Origin of the sequence: Streptomyces sp. NPDC048434, assembly GCF_043200375.1 — a bacterium.
Lineage (GTDB): Bacteria > Actinomycetota > Actinomycetes > Streptomycetales > Streptomycetaceae > Streptomyces.
Genome location: NZ_JBICXQ010000020.1, coordinates 75,594 through 95,488, shown reverse-complemented (window position 1 = coordinate 95,488; position 19,895 = coordinate 75,594). Strand labels below are relative to the sequence as shown.

Sequence of the window (19,895 nt, the reverse complement as noted above, 5' to 3'; positions counted from 1 at the left end):
GGGTGGGTTACTCACCCAACCGGGCAGCGGCAGGCGTGCGGGCCCGCCCGGAAGGCGCCCGTACTACGGCGCTGACCAGGCCCGACGGCGACGGTAGTTCCGCGCTCGGGGATGTGTGCGGGGCGGCGTCATCGGCCTGCGCACCGGCGAGGTAGGGCGTCTCCTGCCCGGGTATCCCGCCGGTGCGGGGCAAGGGCGCGATGCCGCCCCCTGCTGACCGTCGACGAGCCCGACACGGAAACCCTCACCGATCCGGCTCGCGGAACCCGCTCCGTTCAGCGGCCGACGGCCTTGCGCAGCTGTTCCTTGGTCATGGTGGAGCGGCCGTCGACGTTCTTCTTCTTGGCCTCCTCATACAGCTGGTCCTTCGTGGGCCCCTGCGGTCCGCTGTGGGAACGCTCGCCACCGCGCTGCGGGGCGGACTTGGGGTCGCGGGTGGAGACCTTGCCGGCGGACCTCGCCTCACCGGAGCGAGCACGCTCCTTGTTCACCGTGCGGGCAGCGATCTCCTTCGCCCGCTTTTCGGAGGTGCCGCGCTCCTCGGACTGTTCCTTGATGTGCTCGTACTGGCGCTCACGCTTCTTGCTCGAACCTGCAGGCATGAGGAGACTCCTTGATCAGTGTGTTCGGGATGCTGGGCCTGCCGCTTGCCGGATGCACCGTCCCGGCCGCAGCCATGCACTCCCACTCCACGCCCAAACGCAGCCACGCGCGACACGAGAGAGCCGGCCCGGTCTCGGCCAGACGGCCCGGCTCGCGGTTCAGCCGTTGGAAGGGGGCGTCGCCGCCACCGTCGGTGCGCCAGAGCAGGGGTTTCCTGCATGCGGCGCCGGGCAACGGCGGGCGAACGGCAACGTCGCCCGCCGGCCGCATCAATTCCAGTACCGGCGATCCGGGGCGGGTTGTGGCTCCGGTTCCTTGCCCGGATCGGGAACGGGCGGGGGGTTCGGGTCAGGGTGCACAGGATCGAGTGGGCCGGGCGGTGGCGGGTCCGGCGCGCCGGGGTGTGGTTGCCGGGGCGGGTCACCCGGCTTGGGGACCACCGGCGAAGCGGGCCGGCCGAGGCCCGCGGCCCTTGGGATGGGCGGTAGCGCGAAGAGCATGCATTCTCCCGTGTTGATGGTGCGGGCATACGACACGAACGCGGCCCGAGGCTTCCGGAGCAGCGGGTGAAGGACGGACGTCCGCGCAGAGGAGAGACGTGCACGTCGGAGACACCCACAGACCGAACCGTCCCGCTCGGCCTGGCGCAGCTGCTCGTCGCGCTCCCCGCCCGCCGGACGCGGTGCCACCGCGTGTAGCAGCCTTCATGGATCGCGCCCGCGTCTCGGGCGGGCGGGCCGACCGGCCTCCACCCACCCAAGCGGCTTTCCACACGCAGAACACTTCAACCACTGTGGGACACGAAACCGGGATCCGCGACAGCTCGCGGCGGAGCGTACGTGACCGACTCCGTCCAAGCCATCGCCGGAGTGCCCTCACCTCAGCAGACCGCCATTCCTCCCAGCGATCGGCGCAGGTGAACATGGTCGCCGAAGCGCGCCAGCTCCTGGTCGAGGGCAGCGCGCATCGCGTTCCCGTCCATACCGGGCACGGTGTGCGGGTCGATTCCAACAACGAGAGCAGAAGGCATGCCCGGTGAGACGACCAGCCAGCCGTACCAGTTCCCGACGGCGAGGCCGATGAGCAGAGAGGTCGCTGAGCGAACGGGCGGCGCCTCGGGATGTTCGGACGCGCCGGATTCTTGCTTCTTCGCCGGCACGTACTCCCTGCAGGAGACACATCTTCAAGGGGACAGCGCCTGCAGCGATCACTGATCGACGTTTCGGTGGCGCACGTCATCAACTTGCAGACGACGGAGGACAGCACGTCGTCATCAGACTGGTGTGCGCGGCGCCCTCGCGGGGTGGCGAACCGAAACGTGCCAAGCAGTGCCAGACCTTCTTGAGCGCCTGCGGGTCGTAGCGACCTGTGAGGGCGGCATCTCCGATGATCCGGGGGTTGAGGTGGTCGTCGACCGCGATCTCAGCAGCCAGCTCGACGTACTCCTGTCCGCGGTAGTCCGGGTGTCGTCGCAGATGGGCCATGTCGAGCCGGAAGCCGAGATGCCACTCGACGAAGCACGGAAGCTGACGGGCGGCGGCCTCCACGGCTGTTCCGCGATAGCTGGGATCCAGGACCAGCGCCTCCACGTCCCGGTCGAGTCTGACGGGTCCGTGGATCTGCGCCTCGATGTGGCCGTCCAGACTGTCGAAGCCGTCAGCCTCGGCCAACTCGATGAGCGAACAGTGAGCGGCGACGCCGAAGGCCGAGCGTCCGGTAGAGCTGTCCGGGTAGCAGAACGTGGCTCGCGCGAGGGTCTCAGCTGCGAGCCTGAAGTACGAGGAGCCGAACCGCGGCGCCCCGCCGGCAGGCTCCGACCGGAAGTTCAGTGCGCCGTAGACGGGGCGTTCATCGGCGGAGGCGTGGTCGTAGGCACCGCCGAAGATACGGCTTTCCCAGCGCCACCGGTCCCCGCCCGCGTGGGCCGTCAGGCCTCCGTTGCTCGTGCCGGTCACGAACTGCGACCGGTAGAAGCCGTCCGCCGCCATCCTGAGAAGGATCGCGTCGTTTCCCACCATGCGGTCGGGGTGAAAGTTCATCGTCAACTGCACCCGAGCGTCGAGCGGTCCTCCCGAGGACATGGCCGCAACATGGCGCAGGGCCTTCTCCTGCAACGACCAGGCGGTGTCGGTACTCATCCGTGCAGTGTGCACAAACGTCGTCCCCCCAAGCACCTGATTTCGACCGGCTACCACAACGCACATGAAGTACCGCGGTCTTCGATGCCGAAGAGGGCGTGGCGGCCACCGCAACGCCACTCATGCCGTGGCACCCGACAGGTTGCACAGCACTCACGGTGACAGGCCCGCACGGTCTGAGCCAGAACCCGCATGTCGACAGCACCGGTTCGGAGCGGACTCTCCCCGGTTACGCCTCCGCGGTCACGGCTTCGAGGTCACGGCTCCGCGCTCCGAAGGAAGGCGGCAAGGGGGCGCTCGGTGACGAAGGCCCGCTGATGATTAGGGTCGCGTCCATGACCAGGACCACGCCGCCACGCCCGCTCGATGTCGAGGCGCTGTTCCCAGAACTGGCCTCCTATCGCGGAACGACCACCCGGCTGCACCCGCGGCCGGGCAGCCCGGCCGTGTCATCCAGTTCCGTGGGCGGGCCCCTGCTGTGGCCGGCGGACGAGCCGTGGCCGGTGTGCACCGAGCCGCACACGCGCGGGACCGGCCGGCGTCCCGTGGACATCCACCGGGAGCGACAAGTCCTCGCCGGCGCTTGGGACCGCGACCCGGGCTCGGGCCCCACGGCGGAGGAGCGGGCCCTCCTGGTGGAGCTCTCGCAGGAGCACCGCATCACGGGGCCGGCCGACACCGACCCGCTGCCGATGATCGGCGTCGCCCAGCTCTACCGGCGGGACCTGCCCGACTTGCCGGCGGGCCCGGACGGCTGTGACCTGCTCCAGGTGTTCTGGTGCCCCTTCGACCGGCACGGAAGGACCGGGTACGGCATGTCACTGGACCTCCGCTGGCGCCGGTCCTCCGAGGTCGCCGAGGTCCTGGCCGCACCGCCCCGACCGGAGGTCGTGGGCTACGAGGGGTACGTGCCGGAGCCCTGCGTGCTGCACCCGGAACAGGTGGCCACGTACCCGTTCGCCGGCCTGCTTCCCGAGGACCTGTGCGCCCGAATCGATGCCTGGGAAGAAGCCCTTGAGGAGCAGGCCGAAGATGCGGCGGACACTGACGCACCCGAGCCGCCCGCCTACCAGTACGACCTGTCCATTCCGCCCGGCTGGCGCGTCGGCGGGTTCGCGTCATGGCACCTGACCGACCCCTCTCCCATGGACTGCCGGACCTGCGCCGCACCGATGCACCTACTGCTGACCATCGACAGCCGGGAGTGGGACGGCGGCAGCGGCAGCTGGAAACCGCTGGAGGAACGGAACCTGCCCACGCACCGGTCCGCCGTGCCGACCAAGGTCACCGTGGGCCGCTGGGGTCAACTGAACGTCTTCGCCTGCCCCGCCGACCCCTCGCATCCGCACCGCTGGAGCATCCAGTAGGCCGTGGGGCCCCTGGCCTTGCGCGGACTGGATCGAGTACCGCGCCGCGGCGAGGGTGGGCGGCCGGCTGCTGTCAGGCCACGGCCGCCGCTTCGAGCGGCGACCGGAAACCCTTGAAAGGTAACGGTCGTCCATGTGGCTCCGTTGTCAAGCTCCTGCACCCTTCACCAGTTGCGCGCTGATGACGAGTCCGGTCCGATCCAAGAGCCCGGCGGTCCGATCCGTCGGCAGCCGGTGCGACTCGTAGAACCTCGCGCGGCGCGATGTGTGCGCGACGTTAGTGCAGCATTAGCGGACCGTAAGTGATCACGTCGAGGATTACTCGTGCTCCGCAGCCCCGCCCCCACCTGGCGTCACCCCACTGAGCGTCAGAGGTGTTGCGCCGCCTGTCCCCGGGACAGGCGGACGAGTGCCTCGCAGGTCTACGCACGACGTTCAACCAGATCAGGAGCGACATGCCCGCCCTCCCCTCCCCCCGCCACGCACATAAGCTCGCCGCCGCGGTGCTCGCCACCGCTGCCGCCGTCGCGCTCACCGCCTGCCAGGACGGCAAGACCACCGGCTCCGGAAACCCGTCATCGGCGGCCACTTCCCACAGCGCCGGTTCCGACACAGCATCCAGTGGCGGTGACACCGCCGGCGGCTCGCAGAACACCGGCGGGTCAACGGGCAGCAACCGCCGGCCCACCGCAGCACGAAGCGCCGCGTCCGCCGACAACTCCTCGAACCGCTGCGCGGCGACGTCGATGCGGATGCGTCTGGGTGCGCCCGACGCGGGTGCGGGCAATATCCGCTACGCGCTGGTCCTCACCAACAGCGGCAAGCAGTCCTGCACCCTGCGGGGTTACCCCGGGGTCTCCCTCCTGGCCGGGGACGGCCAGACGATCGGCAAGCCTGCCGCCCGCGAAGGAGGGGCGGGGACGGCCGTGACGCTGGCTCCCGGCAGCAGCGCCCACGCGGTGCTGCACACGCTCAACGAGGGGCTGAAGGGCTCCGGCTGCTGGAAGGGTGCTGACCTGGTGCAGGCGTTCCCTCCGGGCTCCAAGGAGTCGATGACCGCACGCACTTCGGGCCTGAAGGTCTGCGGTAATGAATTCACCGTGACCGCCATCGCACCGGGCGCCGCCGGATAGCGGCAATCCTCCTGCCGCACACGGGGCGAAGCCGATCCGGCGGCTTCGCCCCTCGGCATGGCCGTTCATGTTCGGCGCCAGCTGGTGAGGGCTCCCGCGGTGGTGGTGCCGAGATGGACAAAGCCGCGCTTGTGGTGGGGCGGGGCCACGGCGGCCCGGCTAAGGGCTGTCCATTTGTTCGAAAGCAGGCCGCGGCAAGGTCACCGGCCCCGGCCGATGAGGCAATCGCGGGCCAGGTCCGTTCGGGCACGACTCCGACGAGTCCGCAGGAAGGAACCTGCGGCCAGCGCAGGGAACGCGATCACGCCGACCAGGCTGGGGAGTAGGGCCGGTTCACCGGAACCCGCCTGCAGCACGGTTGCCAGGAGCTGGGCACTGGCCAGTGCAGCCAGCCCAACGTAGACCCAGCCTGCCCACATGGGGCCCTCAGTCGCCGTATAGACCGGGGCCGGTTCGGTGGCACTACGGAGGACCATTGCCTTCGTGTACCCCACGGCGCACCGTTCATGACGACCGCCGCTCCGAGACAGCCGGTGTTCCTGCCGGCCAGGACGGCGATCTCCTTCCGCCCGCAGCCCGGCCACCCGGCGCCGGCCGCAGGAGGCCAGCCAGCCCTACGTCGCCGTGCCGCGCCGCGGCCGTGCGCAGCCGTGCGCAGGGTCCGCGGGGTCCGCAGGGTCCGCAAAGTCCGCGACGGAAGTCTCCAACAGCCGTGCTGGTCACCACTTGAGGCTGTATCGCCCCCCGCCCCCCCCCGCCTGTGTACCTGGGTGCGCCGTACCCAGGTACAGCCTGTCCTGGCGTGCCCTTCCGCCGCCGTCCAGACTCCGGAGAGCCGGACGGAAGTACGGAAGCGGCACGGTGAGCGAACAGTCGGGCCCTGCGGCAGGAGCCGGGTCCGGTGAGAGGGCGGATGTGGTCGGTGTGCGGGTGACCGCGGACGGACCACCCGGCAAGAGCGGTATGCCGACAGCCATTACGACGAGGCCCGCGGCACGCATCGCAGTGTCTTGCCGGCCGCTACACGCTGACCGGTAGTCATCTCGGCTCCGTCGACAAACGGTGGTGCCACCGCCACGGGCGAGGTCCGTGACGGAGTGTTCCACCACTGGCACCTCATTCTCTTCAAGGAGGAAAGCATGGCACGGATCACCAAGGTGGTAGCGATCACCGGTGCGAGCAGCGGTATCGGTGAGGCGACCGCACGCCGTCTGGCGGCGGACGGGCACCAGGTCTTTCTCGGCGCGCGCCGCACCGACCGACTTGAGCGGCTGGTCGAGGAGATCACGAAGGAGGGCGGCACCGCAGCCTTCGGAAAGCTGGATGTCACCGACGCGGCAGAGACGCGCGCGTTCATCGATGCGGCGGTGGGCGAGTACGGCCGGATCGACGCCCTCGTGAACAACGCGGGTCTGATGCCCCTCTCCCCGCTGGAGGCGCTCAAGACCGACGAGTGGGACCGCATGATCGACGTGAACGTGCGGGGAGTCCTGCACGGCATCGCCGCCGCCCTGCCCGTGATGCGTGCACAGGGCGGCGGGCACTTCGTGAACATCGCCTCCGTCGGCGCGTACGAGGTCTCCCCCACCGCCGCCGTCTACTGCGCCACCAAATTCGCTGTCCGTGCGATCTCCGAAGGGCTGCGCCAGGAGTCCGCCGGGGACATCCGGGTCACCCTCGTCTCCCCCGGCGTGACCGAGTCCGAACTCGCGGACAGCATCTCCGACCCTGCGGCCAGGGAGGCGATGAAGACCTACCGCGCCGTGGCACTGCCTGCCGCAGCCATCGCGGAGGCCATCGCCTACGCCCTTTCACAGCCGTCGCAGGTCGACGTGAACGAAATCATCGTCCGCCCCACCGCAAGCGCCCAGTGACCCACCCCGGAAGGAAAGGAGCAGGTATGCCACCCACTGCCGCCGACTACGACAGCCTGGTGCGAAGACTGCGGGACCTGGAGGACAAAGAAGCCCTGCGTGCCCTCATGATCCAAGGGTGGAGGGCACTGGACCGCAAGGACTGGCAGACCTGGATCGCCTGCTGGGCCGACGACGCGGTGCTGGAGTTCGGGCCATGGGAGAAGACCCACGGGAAGGACGCGGTCCGGGAGACGGTGGAAGCAGCGGAATCTCCCTACCCGAGCATGCAACACCACATCCTGAACATGCACTTCGACATAGACGGCGACCGCGCGACCGGCATCGGCTACATGTGGTTCGTCGCCGTCACCGAATCCGGGAAGACTTCCTCCCCCTACTCGATGGGCGGCCCCTACGACTGGGAATTCAGCCGGGGCCCGAACGGCTGGCTCCTGACGCGCCAGAGGCTCGGTGTCTGGTGGACCCACGGTGAGGACACCCTGAAGACCTTCGAGTAGGGGGTCGGAGAACATCATCGGAACGCAAACGGCCGTGAACGTTCCGCGGGGAACGAACTCCTGCCCAGCCCCCGGCCCGAACTCGTCAGACGGCACCTGTCGCTCCTGCTACGAGCAGGCCATACAGTGTGTGTGCGGCGGAAGTGACCGCTGTGGCCCGTTGTCAGGATCAGGACCTGCGCCCGTAGCGGCGGTGCAGGCGCCGACATCCGGCCGGCCAGGAGATGGTCCGCTCGACGACCCACGGTGGCGGCCCATCGGATCGTCGGCCCCGAGGTGAGAGGGCCGGCGCGTTCAGGAGTGCGGAGCGCCGTAGTAGCCGGTCAGCTGCCGGTAATAGTCGTCGTCGGCGATGTGCCTGTTCTTGTCGAACTCCGGGGCGTGCTCAATGTCCTCCTTGGTACGGGAGAGATGGATCGTGGTCTTCTCAAGGTCGATGGAGGAGATCGTTCCAGCCGGTAGCAAAACATGCCTGCCGAATAGCCATCCGCCGATGTCGACGACCAGGTAAGCGGCGCCCACCTCGTCGGAATGTTTGTCGACCTTGCCGATTCTGCCGTCGATCGCTTCGACGTCGAAGCCGCTCAGGTCGGTCCCTGCCTGGAAGCCGGTCTCTTCCTGGAAGTCCCACATGTTTTCCGTCACGACAAAAACTCCCTATCAGCGCGAGCTGCCCTGGATTTCCGGTGAGTCCTCAGCAAATCCTCCCTCGTCACCCTTCACCTTACCGCTCAAGTATCCTTGAAACTTCTGGCGTTATGGTTGCGGCCAGACTTCCGCCAGGACGTCTGGCCGCAACGGAACGGAAGTGCCGCGTTCCCGGAAGCCTCCGGGAACAGCGGACACCCCCGGCGATCTGCCGCGGCACGCCGGTGAGTGGCCAGGCCGCCTTGGGAGGGAGGGATGGGGAGACATTGGCCCTTACCCAGGCGGATTCGAGCATGTGGTCGAAGTGATTCGCGCACCTCACTTACCTGTCGCGATTTCTTCGGGTCATGGAAGCCAAGAGTGTGAGTCGTTTTGCATTCAGCGGTCTTCCCGTTTCGCGGGTAGCTTTGCTTCAAGAGGTGGACCTGCCGGAAAGGGCTGACAATCGATGCCTGAGCTGCCAGATGTTGAGGCGTTCCGGGGGATCCTTGCATCCTGTGCGCAAGGCAGGCGCATCAGTCACGTCGACGTATGCGACGCGAGTGTTCTGCATGGAGTCAGCGCGGCGAGGCTGCGCCGCGATCTGACGGGACGTACGTTCACCGGCCCGCAGCGGCACGGGAAGTGGCTCCTCGCCGCCACCGATGGCGAACCAATTCTTATGATGCATTTCGGTATGACGGGCGAGTTGGCTTGCTGTCATCCCGACGACGAAGTCGGTCCTTATGACCGCGTTTTGTTCACGGTGGGTCGCGATCGTCAGCTCCGTTTCCGTGATCAGCGCAAACTTCAGGGGCTCTGGCTGGAAGACGATTCCGGTGCGGCCCGGATCCTCGATCGACAGGGGCCCGATGCCATGGAGGTCGATCGTTCGGGGTTCGACGAGGCTCTTTCCGGGCGGCGCGGCGTCAAGTCGGCCCTCCTCGATCAGTCGGTACTTGCGGGTCTCGGGAATTTGCTTGCCGATGAGATTTTGTGGCGGGCGAGAATCCAACCCGCGCGCCGGGCCGCTGATCTCACTCAGGCCGAGCGAGGCCGGTTGTACAGGGACATGCGCCGCACTGTGCGGTCGGCAGTTGAGGCGGGCCGTGTACCGGGCAGGAAGTCATGGCTCACCGGACACCGCGATGCCAAGGATGCCGTCTGTCCACGCTGTCGTGAGCAGTTGCGAAGGGGCCGTATCGCAGGACGCGGAACGGTGTGGTGTCCGCACTGCCAGCCGGATAGCTGAGGGAGCGGTCTCCATGGCTCTCGCTGCTTTTCACGCCACCGGATACGGCTCTTCAGCGCCGCGCCAGTGGAGTTCGGCACAGCGGGAGTCGGTTCCGCGAGCTGACAGCGGGAGTCGATTCCGCGAGCTGAGTGAGTCGTTTCCGGCGAGTGTGGCCGATTGAGCCCTACCGCGCTGATCGTCCTGGCCGTGGCTCGCGGCGTGCGCGCCTTACGCATGTGGCGGTGGACCAGATGCGTGCCCTCGCGTAGGCCGGTCAGTGGGCCAGTGCGGGGATGATGCCACCTGCCAGGACCGCCTCGCGCTGACGGGGTGAGAGGCGATGGTGGACGAGGTATTCCTCGTTCCGGGTGGTGTTGTGCAGGCGAAGCGGCGGGGCATCCGTCTCGGCGAGAGCGTCGTGCAGATCCGACAGTCGCAGCCTGTCACCGGCCTCGATGCGTGCAAAGTCGTCGGGGTCATTGAACTCAAGGGCCAAGACGCCGAAGTTGGCGAGGTTCTGCCAGTGGATACGGGCGTAGGACTTGGCGATAACGGCTCGTAGCCCGAGGTAGCGCGGCGTGATGGCCGCGTGTTCGCGTGAAGAACCCTGACCGTAGTTTTCGCCTGCGACCAGGAAATGGCTGCCTTCGGCTGCCGCGGCACGCCGGGGGTAGTCCGGATCGATCCGGGTGAGGGTGAACTCCGCCAGCTTCGGGATGTTGGACCTGAAGGGCAGGGCCCGTGCCCCTGCGGGGGAGATTTCGTCTGTCGAGACATCGTCACCGACCTTGAGCAGGACGGGGCCTTCCACAATGTCCGGCAGGGGGTCGAGATCGGGCAAGGCGGAAATGTTCCGTCCGCGTTCCAATTGGACGCGCCTCGCCTCGTCCGGCGGCAAGGGGCCCTCCAGCATTTCCTCGTTGAAGGAGACGGGCTCCGGTGCCTTGGGCGCGGGAGGGGATACCGGCAGGCGGTCGGCCCAGTCACGCGGATCCGTGATCGCGCCCACCAATGCGGAGGCGGTGCCCGTCTCCGGCGAGCACAGCCAGACCGCGTCGTCCTCGGTGCCGGAGCGGCCAGGGAAGTTGCGCGGGAAGGTACGCAGCGAATTGCGTCCCGTGGCCGGCGCCTGTCCCATGCCGATGCAACCGAGACAGCCTGACTGATGAATGCGCGCACCGGCTGCGATCAGATCGAATGTCGCCCCGGAGCGGGTCAGGTCCTGCAGAATCTCACGTGACGTCGGATTGACGTCGAAGCTCACGCCAGCTGCGGTCTGACGCCCCTTGACCATGGCGGCGGGTACGGCGAAGTCCCGGAAGCCGGGGTTGGCGGAAGAGCCGATGACCACTTGCCCAATGGGCTCGCCGGCGACCTCCCGGACCGGCACGACCTTGCCCGGGGAACTCGGCCGTGCGATGAGCGGTTCCAGCGCCGACAGGTCGATCTCCTCGTCGAGGTCGTAGGTCGCATCCGGTTCCGCGACGATTTCGACGAAGTCCTCGTCGCGTCCCACCGACGTCAGGAAGCGGCGCACCGCCTCATCCGACGGGAAGACGGTGGTGGTGGCCCCGAGCTCCGCCCCCATATTCGCGATGACATGCCGGTCCATGGCGGTGAGAGAGGCCAGGCCCGGCCCGTAGTACTCCAGTACTCGATTGACGCCGCCTTGCACCCCATGACGTCGCAGCATTTCCAGGATTACGTCCTTGGCGCTCACCCAGGGTGGCAGTTCGCCTGTCAGTCGAATGCCCCAGATCTTGGGCATGGTGAGGTGGAGGGGCCGTCCGGCCATGGCGAGGGCGACTTCCAGGCCACCGGTGCCGATGGCCAGCATGCCCAGTGAACCCCCGGCGCAGGTATGGGAGTCGGAGCCGGCCAGGGTTTTGCCGGGGGCGCCGAAGTGCTGCATATGGGTCGGGTGCGAGACGCCGTTGCCGGGCTTGGAGAACCACAGGCCGAAGCGGCGGGCGGCAGAGCGCAGGAAGAGATGGTCCTCGGCATTGCGCTCGTCGGCCTGAAGAATGTTGTGGTCGACGTACTGCACGCTCACCTCCGTCCGGACCCGGTCGAGCGCCAGCGCCTCCAGTTCCTGCATCACCAGAGTGCCGGTCGCATCCTGAGTGAGCGTCTGGTCGACACGCAGCGCGATCCCTTCCCCCGGCTCCAGACGACCCGACAGAAGATGCGCGCCCATCAATCTCTGCGTCACGGTGCCGTGCGCGCGTTGGTCCGGTGCTGGGCTCTCCCCTGTTCGGTCTCGCTGTGTCACCGCCATCATGTGCTCCGTTCTCTCGTTGTCCGTCCGGTCGCGCGATCTTGGGGCCGGCCGTAGACAGGAGGTATGAGCGAACAAGCGCAGACGTTCCGTCCCGGCGAGACGGTTCCCGAGAGCGGAATCTACGAGTGTGACTGCGGTCAGTCCCACCGCTGGAACACCAGCACCAACGTCAAGAACCACACCTTCCCGCCCCTGCCGGAAGACTGCTCCGGCGGAGCATGGGTCATGAAGGACCCCGCACACCCGGCGGGCTGACCAGGTCAGCGGCCGAGAGCCTTGCGAAGCTGCTCCTCGTTCATCCGGGAGCGGCCTGCTCCGTGGCGTTCTCCTTGATCTGCGCGTACCTACGCTCACGCTTCGTACTCGACCCCGCGGGCATGAGCAGCCTCCTCCAACCGGTTGGGATGCTGACCAACGCTGGGCGCACCCGGCGGCCCGGGAACTCCCGTCCAGGTCACCGGGTGCACATCTCCACTTCACGCCCAAAATGCGGCGCGCGCGACATGGGAGCCGGCGGGGTCCGCGGAACCGGACGGCCCTGCTCGTGGTCCCGGGTTCAGTCGGTGGAGCGGGCTTTCCAGGAGGGGCTGTTCCTCGGCGGCCGAGTGCCGTATTGGCGCGATGGTGATCACGTCGACCGGCCGCTTGTCGACCGGCCGCTTGCGGTCGGGGCTGCCGGGCACGGCGTCGTGAAAATCGCTCGAAGAGCTCGCCGGCCTCGCGGTGATCGGTTTGTCGGTTGTCGATTCCTGGATGACGTCTCCGCCACGGCCCATGGTCTTCACCTTCCGCTCGCTGGGCGACGGCCGGCTCCGGCACCTCGGAAAGTCGGGTGCCCGCACGGCGTCGCCCGTAAAAGCGTGGTGGGGAATTTCGCCGGATGCCGTCGGCGGCAGACCCGATGGCTCAAGATGCCGAGCCGGGGGCGGGCCGACCACAGAGGCATCGGAAAGCCTTGATCGGCGCTTTGGTACGTATCGGGCGAGGACTGTTCCTTCAGCGGCATCGCCGGGGTGCCCGGTCACGGGGGCGGGGCGGCACTCGCCCTCGTTGTGGCCGTCGAGCGTGTACGTGTGCCCGGCCCCGAGTCGCTGCGCCATCTGGCCTCTGGGGATCGCGAGGCGCCGGGCTCCGTGAGGTCATGTGTGGACCGCTCCGGCACGGGAACCCGACGAAGCCATCCCTATCGAGGAGAGCACCATGGCAATCTGCGAGGTCTGTGGAAACGACTACGAGATGGCCTTCGAGGTCCGCGCAGCGGGCGCCGTCCACACCTTCGACAGCTTCGAATGTGCGGCACACAAACTTGCGCCCGTCTGCGACAACTGCGGCTGCCGCATCCTCGGCCACGGTCACCAGGCCAACGGGCGATTTTTCTGCTGCGCCCACTGCGCACGCCTTCAAGGCCACACCGCACTCGCCGACAACGCAGGAACGCAGCCGTGAAGCACTACTGCCCCTCGCCGGAGTGAAGACCGCGCCGACATCGTGCTGACGGGCCGGTCGCGAGCTGCACGACCCGCGGGAGTCGGTCACCTGCCGGTGCGCGCCCGACCGGACGGATTCCGCCGGCCTCGCGAGCGCCGAACGCCTCGCCCGCTGGACCAGTGCGATCCAGCGGCACCGTGCACCGCCTCCAGCGAGATCTCCTCGCCCACTGCCGCGGACACCTAGAGCTGGGTGGCGCCGCCGTCGACGTACAGTTCCGCCCCTGTGGTGAAGGAACTCTGGTCGCTCGCCAGGTACAGGGCGGTGGCGGCGACCTCGTCGGGGCGGCCCGCGCGGCCGAGCGGTGTCGGCGCGGCGGCCTCGGCCGCAGCCGGGCCCTGGCCGTCCTGGGGGAACGCGGCCCGCAGTTCGTCGCCGCCGGGGGTGGTGACGGGGCCGGGGGTGAGGGCGTTGACGCGGATGCCGCGCCCGGCGAGTTCGGCGGCCCAGGTGCGGGCGAGGCTGCGGATCGCGGCCTTGGTAGCGGCATAGATGCCCAGGCCCGGGGCGCCGCGCAGGGCCGCGCTGGAGGAGAGCAGGACCACCGAGGCGCCGGCCGACAGCAGCGGCAGCGCCTTCTGCACGGTGAAGACGGTGCCCTTGAGGTTGATGGAGGTGGTGCGTTCGTACGCCTCCTCGGTGATCGTGCCGAGCGGGCCGAAGTCCCCGACGCCGGCGTTGGCCACTACGAGGTCGAGACGGCCGCTGCGTTCGGTGATCTCGGCGAAGAGCCGGTCGAGGTCATCGAGTTGCGACACGTCGCTCTGGATACCGATCGCGTGGCTGCCGATCTGCTCGACGGCGGCGTCCAGCTTGGCCTTGCGGCGGCCGGTGAGATAGACGGTCGCTCCTTCGGCGGCGAACCGGCGGGCGATGGCCAGGCCGATTCCGGTGGAGGCCCCGGTCACGAGGGCGGTCTTGTTGTCCAGCTGTCCCATCAGATTCTCCGAATCTTTGACGTAACTAGTTTGGTTACAATTTGCGCGGGTCGGGGCCCGGCGTTCAGCCCGCGAGTTCCACCCCGCCGGGCGGGTCCCCGGCGCCCTGACCGGCGATCTCGTAGCGCTGACCCTGGTGATCCAGGATCCTGACGGTGGTCATCACGTCCCGCAGGGCTTTCTGGAAGGGTTCGGTGGCGTTGTGGCGGTCGATGGCTGCCTGGTCGGCCCAACCCTCGGAGAGATGGAAGGTGTTGGGGTCGAGCAGGTCGGCGGCGAACACGTAGAACACACAACCCGGCAGCTCGGCGGTGAAGCTGATGTGGGGAACGACTGCGTAGATGAACTTCTGCCGGTCGTCCGGGTGCACCCGGTAGTAGGCGTTGAACACGACCTGCGTGGCGAGGTTCCTGCTGGTGGGTTCGGTCATCGTCTTCTCTCTTCACAGTCGGCTCGGCGTTTCGCGCGAGGAGGGGATGTAACTATTCTGGTTACATTTCAGGGCTGAGAATGTGCCGCGTGTATCGCACGGCGCTCAGGAGGCGGAAAGGGTGTCGCGCAGGACGTCGGCCACTGTCGTCCTGGCCAGCTCGCTGCGAAGCGTCTGGTCCAGCCGGCTGTAGACGTTCGACAGGGCGGGCTGGATACCGGCGCCCACGACGCAGCCCTGGTTGGGCTCGGCCCGGTGCATGTCGAACAAGGGGCCGGACTCGATCGCGTCGTACACGTCCAGCACGGTGATGTCGGCGAGGTCGCGGCTCATCATCCACCCTGCGCCGGCGCCTCGCCGGGCGTGGACGAGCCCTGCGCTGCGGAGCTGGCCGAGCAGGCGCCGGATCACCACGGGGTTGGTGTTCGCGCTCTCCGCGATCTGTTCCGAGGTGGCGACGTCATGCCCGCGGCTCTGATAGAGCCCCACCCATGCCAGCGCGTGGACGGCGACGGTCAGCTTGCTGTTGGCGCTCACGGGCCCTCCTCTCTGAAGTAACTGTAATTGTTACGACGAGGTGGGGCAAGCGGAGGCCCTGCTCACCATGAATCGGCGGCTGCGCCGCGCGTGCCCACGTGCAGCGACTGCAACGTGCACGACGGCGGGCAGACCACGGGCGTCCGTGTTGGCCCGCAGTCGACAACGGCCGGGGCACGGCTCACGTCCCGTGAACCCGGCCTGGAGCCGGCTGCGTCAGTCGCTGAGGTGGGGCGGTGCTGCGGGTCAGGGAGTGGCTGTCGCGGCCGGGTGGACGGTGAGTACCAGCTTGCCTGTGGCACGTCCGGTCTCGCCCTGTGAGTGGGCCTCGGCGGCCTCGGCAAGCACCGCCGTGGGCCCGCCTCCGCGGGTTGGCCACCGATACAGGGCACAGTCGGTGACATCATGGTCACGTAGGGGCCGGATGTGAGTCCGATCGTGAGTCGGTGGGCCCCGGGACGCTGCGGGAGCTCGATCCGGCCGCGGGTGTGGACGCGCGCGATGTCAGGGAGCGGCTGGATGCGGCAGGCAGGTCTACTGGACGTCGGGTGCCACAGTGCTCTGCTCACGGTGGTGCGGTGGCGACCTGAAGCGGTGCTGGAACCGGTCTTCTCCCACAAGGTGCGGCTGAGGCTGCACGAGTCGCTCGACCGGAAGGGGCGCCTGGGCAAGGACGGCGTCGAGAGTGTGCAACGGGCGGTGGCCGAGGCGGTCGCAGCGGACCAGCGCCCTCGCCGGCCGGAGGTGTTCGCCTTCGCCACTTCCGTTATCCGGGACGCTCCGAATCGCGAGGAGATCATCGCGCTGGTGGCCCGGACCACGGGCACACGGCTGCGGGTGCTGGCCGGCGAGGAGGAGGCACGGCTGGCCTATGTGGCGGCCCGCCAGTGGGCGGGTTCCGCGCCGGGCCCCTTGTTGGTCCTGGACATCGGCGGCGGCACCGTGGAGGTCGCCTCGGGTACGGGCAGGCAACCGCGTATCGTGCGCTCGCTGCCGTTGGGCGCCCGCACCGTCACCCGGGAATGGCTGCCCGGCGGCACCGCCCCCTCCGCACGGCGCCTGGCCGAGGTCCGTCGATATCTGAGGCACGCACTGAGTGTGGCGCCCGGCGTGCCGCGGGCAGAGCCCGGCGACCGGGTTCTCGCCTGCTCCAAAACGTTCGAGCAGCTCTCACGGCTCGCCGACGCCTCTCAGCACAAGCCACGTCAAGCGCGACCGCAACTGACGCTGTCTCAACTGCAGGCGGTGATCCCCCTGCTGACCGACAGCGGCCCGCACCGCCGTGCCGCCCTGCCGGGCATCTCCCGGCACCGCGCCGAGCAGTCCCTGGCAGGGGCTCTGGTCGCCGAGGCCCTCATGGAAGCCTGCGGCGTGAAGAGTGTCGAGATCTGCCCCTGGTCCACCCGGGAGGGACTGCTGCTCGAACGCCTCGGCGTGATCGACACCGCGTCCCACCGCCACCGAGGCTCCGGCTGACCCCACCCGGAGCGGCCGCCGTGCACGGCCCGTGCCCCGGCGTGGCTGCCTCGCGCGACGGCCTCCGTCGCTGAGTGCGACCATGGGAGAAGAGGCCTTTACCTGCAAGTTCTGCGGGTCGCCCCGGGCCTTCAAGGGCCGTCACGTGGATCGCCCGACGCCCCGAGCCGGTTGACCCTTGGCCTGGAATTCGTGACGGTGGAGGCTGACGCACGGGCGGCCGACGGAGGTGGCCATGGCAGACGACGCACTGGCCAGAAGGCTCATCGGCCGCTGCCTGGACGAGCGCCGGGACGAGGCCTTGTCCCGGTTCGGCGCCCCTGAGACGAAGGGTTCGGCTGAGCTGGCATGGGAGAAGTGGTGGTCGGCCGGAGAGCTCGACCGCGAAACCGCCGCACAGGTGCTGAGGTGGGTGACCGATCGTGCGCGGCAGGCTTCCAGGGCCCGCTACGACGTCACTTACGGACTCATCCGGGCTCAGCTGGAGCGCTATGCCGTGGTGCAGTGGCTGGCAGAGCACGGTGACGACTTCACGCCGCCGGCTTCACGACCGGGAATTTCGGCCGGGCCGGCACTGGCGCCCCATCCGCCACAGGAACGGAGGAACCTGCCCAGGCTTTCGATGTGTTCGTCCCCGCCCGGTTTCGTCCGCTAGCAGGGGTGCCCGCACGTCGTCACACCGCAGGTCAGGGCCACGTCCGACCACGGGACAGCCGGATGAGCAGTGGGAAGTGTGCTGTGGCGCCCAGGGCGGCTTCGCCACTCGCCCGAGCCGTCAGCGCTCTTCTCCCGTCACGGTCCCTGCCTCCAGGGGCCGGCGGCCGGGCCGGCCGTCGCCCCGAGCCGATCAGGCGGCCTCGGACACTCACCTTCTCCACATCACGTGACCTTGAGGTCTGGAGCACAGATACTGCCCTCGGAGCGACTCCCTGTCCTCCCTGAGCACGCCCGTCCAACCCAACCGGCAACCCATCAGCAAAGTCGGCATAAGGTCAGCATCCGTCCCGCCGGACCACCTTTCGACCGCCATGAACGCCGAGATCAACAACTCCCCCACACCTACCCTGACCTGTAAAAACACCGGTCAGAGGCTCGACTGCTCGACTCAACGGGAGGTACCCATGAAGATGCTGATCAACGTCGCCGAGACCGTGGTCACCGATGCGCTGCGCGGGATGGCCGCGGCGCACCCCGAATTGGTGGTGGATGCCGAGAACCGGGTGATCGTACGGCGGGACGCACCGGTGGAGGGGAAGGTGGCGCTGGTGTCCGGGGGTGGCAGCGGACACGAGCCGCTGCACGGGGGGTTCGTCGGCCCCGGGATGCTGGATGCCGCCTGTCCGGGCGAGGTCTTCACCTCGCCGGTGCCCGATCAGATGGTGCGTGCCGCCGCGGCCGTGGACAGCGGCAACGGGGTGCTGTTCCTCGTGAAGAACTACACCGGGGACGTGCTCAACTTCCAGATGGCGGCGGAGCTGGCGGAGGACGAGGGGGTGCAGGTGGCCAGTGTGCTCATCAATGACGATGTCGCGGTGACCGACTCGACGTTCACGGCGGGGCGGCGGGGCACCGGAGCGACGCTCTTCGTGGAGAAGATCGCCGGTGCGGCGGCCGAGGAGGGCATGCCGCTGGAGCGGGTGGAGGTGCTGGCCCGACAGGTCGTGGAATCGTCGCGCAGCTTCGGTGTGGCGCTGAGTGCCTGTACGACCCCGGCGAAGGGCAGCCCGACGTTCGATCTCCCGGCCGGGGAGCTGGAGTTGGGGGTCGGGATTCACGGCGAGCCGGGTCGGGAGCGTCGCGCGATGATGACCTCGCGCGAGATCGCGGACTTCACCGTGGACGCGATCCTGGAGGATCTGAACCCGCGGCTGCCGGTGCTGGTACTGGTCAACGGCATGGGCGCGACCCCGCTGCTGGAGCTGTACGGCTTCAACGCGGAGGTCCGCCGGGTGCTCGACGAGCGGGGGGTGGCGGTGGCCCGCACGCTCGTGGGGAACTATGTGACCTCGCTGGACATGGCGGGCTGCTCGGTGACGCTGTGCCAGGTGGACGGGGAGCTGCTGCGGCTGTGGGACGCGCCGGTGGAGACGTCCGGACTCCGCTGGGGGCGGTGACACCGCAGCCGTATCCGTATGCGGGTCCGTATCCGCCGCCTGCGGCCGTACCCGTCTCCGTTTTCTTCGCTCCGTGCCCGAACAACCAAGGAGAGTAGTCCGTGTCCGAAACGGTGCTGGATGCCACGTTCTTCGTACGCTGGATGACGGCGGCCGCCGCCGTCATCGACCGGGAGGCCGACCGGCTCACCGAGCTGGACTCGCCCATCGGTGACGCCGACCACGGGAGGAATATGCAGCGCGGCTTCGCGGCCGTGGTCAAGGCGCTGGAGACGGAGCCGCCGGCCACGCCCGGTGCGGTGCTGACTGCCGCCGGACGGCAGTTGATCTCAAGTGTGGGCGGGGCGTCCGGGCCGCTGTACGGGACGCTGCTGCGGCGTACCGGCAAGGCGCTGGGCGAGGCGCCTCAGGTGTCGGTCCAGGAGCTGCGGTCGGGGCTGGCCGCCGGGGTGGACGCGGTGGGGCAGCTCGGCGGCTCGGCGCCGGGCGACAAGACGATGCTCGATGCCTTGGTACCGGGGGTCACGGCACTGTCGACCTCCTTCGACGCGGCGGCGGAGGCGGCCGAGCAGGGCGCGCTGGCGACCGTACCGCTGCAGGCCAGGAAGGGCCGGGCGAGCTATCTCGGGGCACGCAGCATCGGGCATCAGGACCCGGGGGCGACGTCCTCGGCCCTGCTGTTCGCGGCGCTTGCGGAGGTGGCGAAGTGAGCGCGGAGCCGGCCGGCGCTACGGCCGGCTCCGCGGGTTCGCCGGTCGGCGTGGTGCTGGTGTCGCACAGCGGCCCGGTCGCACAGTCCGTGGCGGTGCTGGCGGCCGGACTTGCCGGCAGCGGGGACACGGTGCCGGTGGCCGCGGCGGGCGGTACGCCGGACGGCGGGCTCGGGACGAGTGCGGAGCTGATCACCGAGGCGGCGCGGACCGTGGACCGTGGCGCGGGCGTGGCGATCCTGGTCGACCTGGGCAGCGCCGTACTGACCGTCAAGGCCCTGATCGCCGAGGGGGATGAACTCCCCGGGGGCGCACGGCTGGTGGACGCGCCGTTCGTCGAGGGTGCGGTGGCCGCCGTGGTCACCGCGTCGACCGGGGCGGATCTGGACGCGGTCGCGGCGGCGGCCGGGGAGGCGTACGGGTACCGCAAGGAGTGAGGACGGCA

21 protein-coding genes are annotated in these 19,895 nt (G+C 68.8%); 12 read left to right on the top strand and 9 right to left on the bottom strand.

All coding sequences use genetic code 11. The features are described from left to right. Positions 1-275 precede the first annotated feature (275 nt). The 3 genes from ACGFWI_RS23625 to ACGFWI_RS23615 all read right to left on the bottom strand — a co-directional run bounded on the left by ACGFWI_RS23625 (position 276) and on the right by ACGFWI_RS23615 (position 2,741). Positions 276-602 (bottom strand): plasmid stabilization protein, encoded by a 327-nt coding sequence (locus ACGFWI_RS23625; RefSeq protein ID WP_393907979.1) that lies wholly within the window; start codon positions 600-602, stop codon positions 276-278. An 881-nt stretch (positions 603-1,483) separates the two neighbouring features. Continuing rightward, complete coding sequence (locus ACGFWI_RS23620; protein WP_393907978.1) at positions 1,484-1,762, bottom strand: hypothetical protein; 279 nt, start codon at positions 1,760-1,762, stop codon at positions 1,484-1,486. A 79-nt stretch (positions 1,763-1,841) separates the two neighbouring features. Beyond that, positions 1,842-2,741 (bottom strand): DUF3626 domain-containing protein, encoded by a 900-nt coding sequence (locus tag ACGFWI_RS23615; RefSeq protein WP_393907977.1) that lies wholly within the window; start codon positions 2,739-2,741, stop codon positions 1,842-1,844. A 335-nt stretch (positions 2,742-3,076) separates the two neighbouring features. Between ACGFWI_RS23615 and ACGFWI_RS23610 the strand changes: the two genes are divergently transcribed. The 4 genes from ACGFWI_RS23610 to ACGFWI_RS23595 all read left to right on the top strand — a co-directional run bounded on the left by ACGFWI_RS23610 (position 3,077) and on the right by ACGFWI_RS23595 (position 7,615). Then, the gene (locus tag ACGFWI_RS23610) at positions 3,077-4,108 is read left to right on the top strand and encodes a hypothetical protein (protein ID WP_393907976.1); all 1,032 of its coding nucleotides are present in this window, start codon (positions 3,077-3,079) and stop codon (positions 4,106-4,108) included. A gap of 455 nt (positions 4,109-4,563) precedes the next feature. Beyond that, positions 4,564-5,241 (top strand): DUF4232 domain-containing protein, encoded by a 678-nt coding sequence (locus ACGFWI_RS23605; protein WP_393907975.1) that lies wholly within the window; start codon positions 4,564-4,566, stop codon positions 5,239-5,241. A 1,139-nt stretch (positions 5,242-6,380) separates the two neighbouring features. Then, complete coding sequence (locus tag ACGFWI_RS23600; protein WP_393907974.1) at positions 6,381-7,115, top strand: SDR family oxidoreductase; 735 nt, start codon at positions 6,381-6,383, stop codon at positions 7,113-7,115. A gap of 26 nt (positions 7,116-7,141) precedes the next feature. Next, positions 7,142-7,615, top strand: coding sequence for a nuclear transport factor 2 family protein (locus tag ACGFWI_RS23595; protein ID WP_393907973.1), 474 nt, complete (start codon positions 7,142-7,144; stop codon positions 7,613-7,615). 294 nt (positions 7,616-7,909) lie between these two features. Here ACGFWI_RS23595 and ACGFWI_RS23590 read toward each other — a convergent pair whose 3' ends face one another. Further along, a complete protein-coding gene (locus ACGFWI_RS23590; protein WP_393907972.1) occupies positions 7,910-8,260 on the bottom strand; it encodes a PRC-barrel domain-containing protein in 351 nt (116 codons plus the stop codon). Between the two features lie 451 nt (positions 8,261-8,711). Between ACGFWI_RS23590 and ACGFWI_RS23585 the strand changes: the two genes are divergently transcribed. Continuing rightward, positions 8,712-9,494 carry an Fpg/Nei family DNA glycosylase gene (locus ACGFWI_RS23585; protein WP_393907971.1) on the top strand — a complete coding sequence of 261 codons (783 nt, stop codon included), beginning with the start codon at positions 8,712-8,714 and terminating at the stop codon, positions 9,492-9,494. Positions 9,495-9,750: 256 nt separating this feature from the next. Here the strand turns inward: ACGFWI_RS23585 and ACGFWI_RS23580 are convergent, their stop codons facing one another. Further along, positions 9,751-11,673 (bottom strand): aconitate hydratase, encoded by a 1,923-nt coding sequence (locus tag ACGFWI_RS23580; protein WP_393907970.1) that lies wholly within the window; start codon positions 11,671-11,673, stop codon positions 9,751-9,753. 147 nt (positions 11,674-11,820) lie between these two features. Here ACGFWI_RS23580 and ACGFWI_RS23575 point away from each other — a divergent pair, with 147 nt between their 5' ends. After that, the gene (locus ACGFWI_RS23575) at positions 11,821-12,012 is read left to right on the top strand and encodes a hypothetical protein (RefSeq protein WP_393907969.1); all 192 of its coding nucleotides are present in this window, start codon (positions 11,821-11,823) and stop codon (positions 12,010-12,012) included. A 221-nt stretch (positions 12,013-12,233) separates the two neighbouring features. On the opposite strand, the gene ACGFWI_RS23570 is transcribed toward ACGFWI_RS23575, so the two are convergent. After that, entirely contained in the window at positions 12,234-12,542 is a 309-nt protein-coding gene (locus ACGFWI_RS23570) for a hypothetical protein (RefSeq protein ID WP_393907968.1), read from the bottom strand. Between the two features lie 415 nt (positions 12,543-12,957). Here ACGFWI_RS23570 and ACGFWI_RS23565 point away from each other — a divergent pair, with 415 nt between their 5' ends. After that, complete coding sequence (locus tag ACGFWI_RS23565) at positions 12,958-13,203, top strand: hypothetical protein (protein ID WP_393907967.1); 246 nt, start codon at positions 12,958-12,960, stop codon at positions 13,201-13,203. Positions 13,204-13,427: 224 nt separating this feature from the next. Here the strand turns inward: ACGFWI_RS23565 and ACGFWI_RS23560 are convergent, their stop codons facing one another. The 3 genes from ACGFWI_RS23560 to ACGFWI_RS23550 all read right to left on the bottom strand — a co-directional run bounded on the left by ACGFWI_RS23560 (position 13,428) and on the right by ACGFWI_RS23550 (position 15,150). Continuing rightward, complete coding sequence (locus tag ACGFWI_RS23560) at positions 13,428-14,183, bottom strand: SDR family NAD(P)-dependent oxidoreductase (protein WP_393907966.1); 756 nt, start codon at positions 14,181-14,183, stop codon at positions 13,428-13,430. Positions 14,184-14,247: 64 nt separating this feature from the next. Further along, positions 14,248-14,613, bottom strand: a complete 366-nt coding sequence (locus ACGFWI_RS23555) for a putative quinol monooxygenase (protein WP_393907965.1) — start codon at positions 14,611-14,613, stop codon at positions 14,248-14,250. Positions 14,614-14,718: 105 nt separating this feature from the next. Further along, positions 14,719-15,150, bottom strand: coding sequence for an Rrf2 family transcriptional regulator (locus ACGFWI_RS23550; protein ID WP_393907964.1), 432 nt, complete (start codon positions 15,148-15,150; stop codon positions 14,719-14,721). A gap of 519 nt (positions 15,151-15,669) precedes the next feature. Here ACGFWI_RS23550 and ACGFWI_RS23545 point away from each other — a divergent pair. The 5 genes from ACGFWI_RS23545 to ACGFWI_RS23525 all read left to right on the top strand — a co-directional run bounded on the left by ACGFWI_RS23545 (position 15,670) and on the right by ACGFWI_RS23525 (position 19,887). Beyond that, a complete protein-coding gene (locus ACGFWI_RS23545) occupies positions 15,670-16,626 on the top strand; it encodes a Ppx/GppA phosphatase family protein (RefSeq protein WP_393907963.1) in 957 nt (318 codons plus the stop codon). 235 nt (positions 16,627-16,861) lie between these two features. Further along, positions 16,862-17,281 (top strand): hypothetical protein, encoded by a 420-nt coding sequence (locus ACGFWI_RS23540; protein WP_393907962.1) that lies wholly within the window; start codon positions 16,862-16,864, stop codon positions 17,279-17,281. A gap of 466 nt (positions 17,282-17,747) precedes the next feature. Next, complete coding sequence (dhaK, locus tag ACGFWI_RS23535; RefSeq protein ID WP_393907961.1) at positions 17,748-18,740, top strand: dihydroxyacetone kinase subunit DhaK; 993 nt, start codon at positions 17,748-17,750, stop codon at positions 18,738-18,740. Positions 18,741-18,853: 113 nt separating this feature from the next. Further along, a complete protein-coding gene (dhaL, locus tag ACGFWI_RS23530) occupies positions 18,854-19,450 on the top strand; it encodes a dihydroxyacetone kinase subunit DhaL (RefSeq protein ID WP_393908053.1) in 597 nt (198 codons plus the stop codon). Next, on the top strand, positions 19,447-19,887 hold the full coding sequence (locus ACGFWI_RS23525) for a PTS-dependent dihydroxyacetone kinase phosphotransferase subunit DhaM (protein WP_393907960.1): 441 nt from the start codon (positions 19,447-19,449) through the stop codon (positions 19,885-19,887). Before dhaL ends, ACGFWI_RS23525 begins: the two co-directional genes overlap by 4 nt. Positions 19,888-19,895 lie beyond the last annotated feature (8 nt).